The sequence below is a fragment of the Patiriisocius sp. 208BN25-11 genome (assembly GCF_058147145.1).
Genome location: NZ_JBYVJY010000128.1, coordinates 1 through 238 on the forward strand (window position 1 = coordinate 1; position 238 = coordinate 238).

General features: G+C 34.9%; 1 protein-coding gene. It reads left to right on the forward strand.

Features of this window, described 5'->3' with window-relative positions; genetic code table 11:
- Positions 1 to 187, forward strand: a 187-nt coding sequence (locus ACY2RS_RS15850) for a T9SS type A sorting domain-containing protein (protein WP_490099620.1), incomplete at its 5' end; no start/stop codon positions are given.
- Positions 188 to 238: the final 51 nt, after the last annotated feature.

Here is a 238-nt window from a genome sequence, read left to right on the forward strand (position 1 = left end):
GGGTAATATTCAGGCTTTTTCGGAAGTGGTTTTGTATGACATTACTGGAAAAGGAGTTCTTTCACAGCCTATACCTAGTGATTCAGGCACCATAGGTGTAGCAAATTTACAAACTGGATTATACATAACTTCTTTTGTTACTGAGGGTAGGGGAGCTGTTGCTAAAAAAATATTGATTAAGAATTAGTACTTCTGAAATAGGAACCATCAAAAGTAGGTCTCTAAAAATTGAAATAGT